Annotated in this window: 3 protein-coding genes; 2 read left to right on the top strand and 1 reads right to left on the bottom strand. The window is 69.8% G+C overall.

Annotated features, from left to right (window positions below):
* Positions 1 to 176 precede the first annotated feature (176 nt).
* Positions 177 to 2,462, bottom strand: coding sequence for an ATP-dependent helicase (locus HUU94_RS10775; RefSeq protein WP_174275083.1), 2,286 nt, complete (start codon positions 2,460 to 2,462; stop codon positions 177 to 179).
* A gap of 153 nt (positions 2,463 to 2,615) precedes the next feature.
* Between HUU94_RS10775 and HUU94_RS10770 the strand changes: the two genes are divergently transcribed.
* Both HUU94_RS10770 and HUU94_RS10765 read left to right on the top strand, forming a co-directional pair.
* Positions 2,616 to 2,924, top strand: a complete 309-nt coding sequence (locus HUU94_RS10770; RefSeq protein ID WP_174275082.1) for a hypothetical protein — start codon at positions 2,616 to 2,618, stop codon at positions 2,922 to 2,924.
* Between the two features lie 161 nt (positions 2,925 to 3,085).
* Positions 3,086 to 4,261, top strand: a 1,176-nt coding sequence (locus tag HUU94_RS10765) for an MFS transporter (protein ID WP_174275081.1), incomplete at its 3' end; no start/stop codon positions are given.

Here is a 4,261-nt window from a genome sequence, read left to right as displayed (position 1 = left end):
TCGGCGCGCTGCCCGCCGTGCCCGCCGCCAACGTCGTCAGCGCCGCGCCCCCGATGCCCGCGCCGAGCACGCCCCGCCGGCTGATTCCCCTATCGTCCGCCATTGCCGTTCCCCCGAGTGATGCCGGGGAGACTGCGCCGCTTGGAGCAAGCGGGCAATCCTCATTCCGCCGAAAATCAACTTACCGTGACGAAGCTGTCCAGCACCCGCTTGCGCCCCGCCTGCTCGAAATCGATCTCCAGCTTGTTGCCCTCGATCTCGGCGACCGCGCCATAGCCGAACTTGGTGTGGAACACGCGCTGGCCGAGCGCGATGTCGCTTCTCGGCTTGGCGGCGAAGCTCGCGGCGCTGGTCTTGACCTCGGCCAGCCGCGTCGGCGACATGTCGAGCGGCTTGACCATCGCGCGCTGCCAGCCGGGGCCGCGCTGCGCCGCGCGCGTCGCGTTGGCGGCGGCGAGGTGCGCGAAGGGATCGCCCTGCTCGCTCCATTGCGCGCGCCACAGGCTCTCGCCGCCGGTCATCGTCGTCTCGGTGGTGACATGCTCGGGCGGCAGCTCGCCCACGAAGCGCGAGGGGATCGAGCTGGTCCATTGCCCGTAGATGCGCCGGTTGGCGGCGTGGAGGATCACCGCCCGCCGCCGCGCGCGCGTGATCGCGACATAAGCGAGGCGGCGCTCCTCCTCGAGGCTGGCGGTGCCGCCCTCGTCGAGCGCGCGCTGCGAGGGGAACAGCCCTTCCTCCCAGCCCGCGAGGAAGACGGTGTCATATTCCAGCCCCTTGGCGGCGTGGATCGTCATGATCGTCACCTTGGCGTCGTCGGCGTTGGCCTCATTGTCCATGACGAGGCTGACATGTTCGAGGAAGGCGCCGAGCGTCTCATATTCCTCCATCGCGCGCGCCAGCTCGGTGAGATTCTCCAGCCGCCCGCTCGCCTCGGTCGAGCGCTCGGCCTGGAGCATCGCGGTATAGCCGCTCTCGTCGAGCATGATCCGCGCGACCTCGGCATGCGGCAGCTCGCCGACCTTCGATCGCCAGCGCGCGATATCGCCGATCAGATTGCCGAGCGAGCGGCGCGCGGCGGGGGTCAGCTCGTCGGTATCGAGGATGCGCGCGGCGGCGTGGGTTAGGGGGAGGCCCTGGCTCCGCGCCACCTGGTGGAGCTTGGCGACCGCCTTGTCGCCGATCCCGCGCTTGGGCGTGTTGACGATTCGCTCGAACGCCAGATCGTCAGCGGGCTGGGCGATGACGCGCAGATAGGCGAGCGCATCGCGGATCTCGGCGCGCTCGTAGAAGCGGAAGCCGCCGACGATGCGGTAGGGCATGCCGATCGCGATGAAGCGGTCCTCGAACTCGCGCGTCTGGTGCTGCGCGCGGACGAGGATCGCGACGGCGTCGATCCGGCCGCCGCCGCGCTGGAAGCCCTCGATCTCTTCGCCGACGCGGCGCGCCTCCTCCGGCCCGTCCCAGACGCCGATGACGCCGACTTTCTCGCCCGCCGCCTGCTCGGTCCACAGCGTCTTGCCGAGCCGGCCGCCGTTGTTGGCGATCACGCCGCTCGCGGCGGCGAGGATGTGCGGGGTCGAGCGGTAATTCTGTTCGAGCCGGATCACCTTGGCGCCGGGAAAATCGCGCTCGAAGCGCAGGATGTTGGTCACCTCCGCGCCGCGCCACGAATAGATGCTCTGGTCGTCGTCGCCCACGCAGCAGATGTTCTTGCGGTCCTGCGCGAGCAGCCGCAGCCACAGATATTGGCTGGCGTTGGTGTCCTGATATTCGTCGACGAGGATGTAGCGGAAGCGCCTCTGATAATCGGCGAGCACGTCGCGGTGCGTCTTGAGGATCACCAGCATGTGGAGCAGCAGATCGCCGAAATCGCAGGCGTTCACGGCTTTCAGGCGCGCCTGATAGGCGGCGTAAAGCTCCTGCCCGCGCCCGTTGGCGAAGGCTTCGCTCTCCCCGGCGTCGATCTCGGCGGGCGTCCAGCCGCGATTCTTCCAGCGATCGATCAGCCCGGCGAGCGCGCGCGCGGTAAATCTTTTCTCATCGATATCAGCGGCCTGGATGAGCTGTTTGAGAAGCCGTAGCTGATCGTCGGTATCGAGGATCGTGAAATTGCTCTGGAGCCCGACGAGCCCGGCATGCCGCCGGAGCATCCGCGCGGCGACCGAATGGAAGGTGCCGAGCCACGGCATCCCCTCGACCGCATCGCCCATCATCCGGCCGACGCGCTCGCGCATCTCGCGCGCCGCCTTGTTGGTGAAGGTTACGGCGAGGATCTCGCTCGGCCAGGCGCGGCGGGTGGCGATGAGATGCGCGAGCCGCGCGGTCAGCGCGGCGGTCTTGCCCGTGCCGGCGCCCGCCAGCACCAGCACCGGGCCGTCGGTGGTGAGCACGGCATCGCGCTGCGGTTCGTTGAGACCACGCAGATAAGGCGGATCGGCGGGGGCGGGGGAGGGACTCACGCTTGAACAGGTAGGGAACGCGGGCGCGCGGGGCAACCGTATCGGCACCCTGACCGCCGCAAAGGCGTTTCGGATACGCAACCAGCGCAGGGCTGTTGCGTTCGGGGCGGTGCGGAGCCGCTTCGGTGTGCTCGCTCAATGAAGGAGATCGAGATGAACAAGTCACTTCTGATGCTGGCGTCGCTGGCGATCGGCACCGCGGCCTTCGCGCAGACCACGCCGGCGCCCACGCCCGACATGGCGCCGCAGACCACCCCCGCCCCGGACAGTGGCATGGCCCCGCCGCCCGTCTCGACGACTCCGCCCGAAACCCCCGCGCCCGATCCCGCGACGGCCACCCCGGCGCCCCCGCCTGCTCCCGAGCCCGCAGCGGCTCCGGCGCCGGCTCCGGTCGACACCAGCATCTACCCGGCCTGCTCGCGCACCGTAAAAGACAAGTGCGTGCAGCGCGGCGGCAGATAACAAGGCCTGAACGGGCGGCCCATCCGCCCGTCCCGAACTCAAGCGCTGGCCGGCGTCTCCGAGGGGAGGCGCCGGCCTTCGCATATCGGCGGGACCCCTCTTGCTCGCGATGCTTGCGCGAACGCATCGCCGCGATCAAGAACGGGGCGGGAGGAACGGGGATGGCGGAGACCAAGGGGCGGCAGCCCTCGACGCGGCGGGTGCTCGCCGCCAGCCTGATCGGCACGAGCATCGAATTCTACGATTTCTACGTCTATACGACCGCCGCGGCACTGGTGTTCGGCAAGCTCTTCTTCCCCGCCGTCTCGCCGACCGCGCAGCAGCTCGCCGCCTTCGCTACGATCGGAGTCGCCTTCATCGCGCGGCCGCTGGGCTCGCTGTTCTTCGGCCATTTCGGCGATCGCGTCGGGCGCAAGTCGACTCTCGTCGCCTCGCTGCTGACGATGGGGATTTCGACCACGCTGGTCGCCTTCGTGCCGACCTATGCGGTGCTCGGCTGGCCCGCTGCGGCCTTGCTCTGCCTGCTGCGCTTCGGCCAGGGGTTCGGGCTCGGCGGGGAATGGGGCGGGGCGGCGCTGCTGGCGGTGGAGAATGCGCCGCCGGGCTGGCGCGCGCGCTACGGCATGTTCCCGCAGCTCGGCGCGCCGGTCGGCTTCGTCGCCGCCAACGGGCTGTTCCTGCTGCTCGGTCTGTGGCTGGGGCCGGAGGCGTTCGCCGCCTGGGGCTGGCGCGTGCCGTTCGCGATCAGCGCCCTGCTCGTCGGGTTCGGGCTGTGGATCCGCCTCAGGCTCGCCGAGACGCCCGAATTCGCCGCGGCGCTTGCCGAGGCACCGCCGCCGGCGATCCCCTTCGCCGAACTGACGTCCAGGCATTTCGGCGCGCTGGTGATCGGTACGTTGGGCGCGGTCGCCTGCTTCGCGCTTTACTATATCAGCACCGCCTTCGCGCTGGGCTACGGCACGAAGACGCTGGGCTATCCGATGGCGGCGTTCCTCGCGGTGCAGCTCGGCGCGATCCTGTTCATGGCGATCGGCATCGTCGCGGCGGCCTATGCGGCCGATGCGCATTGGGACGAGCGCCGCGTGCTGCTCGGCGGCTGCGTCGCCACGATGTTCGCCGGCCTGCTGATGGCGCCGATGATGGGATCGGGATCGCTGCTGCTGGTGTTCGCCTTCCTGGCGCTGTCGCTGCTGCTGATGGGCTTCGTCTACGGCCCGCTGGGCGCGTGGCTGCCCGGCCTGTTCCCGCCGCGCGTGCGCTACACGGGCGCGTCGATGGCGTTCAACGTCGCGGGCGTGCTCGGCGGCGCGCTGACTCCGATCGCCGCGCAGGCGCTC

Source organism: Sphingomonas bacterium (assembly GCF_903644055.1).
Classification (GTDB): domain Bacteria; phylum Pseudomonadota; class Alphaproteobacteria; order Sphingomonadales; family Sphingomonadaceae; genus Sphingomonas_I.
The sequence above is the reverse complement of the archived record's forward strand: the minus strand, read 5'-3'. Positions and strand labels throughout refer to the sequence as shown.

Excerpts from the sequence above, each read along its gene's own strand:
- HUU94_RS10770 (WP_174275082.1), top strand. The coding sequence starts at position 2,616 with ATGAACAAGTCACTTCTGATGCTGGCGTCGCTGGCGATCGGCACCGCG.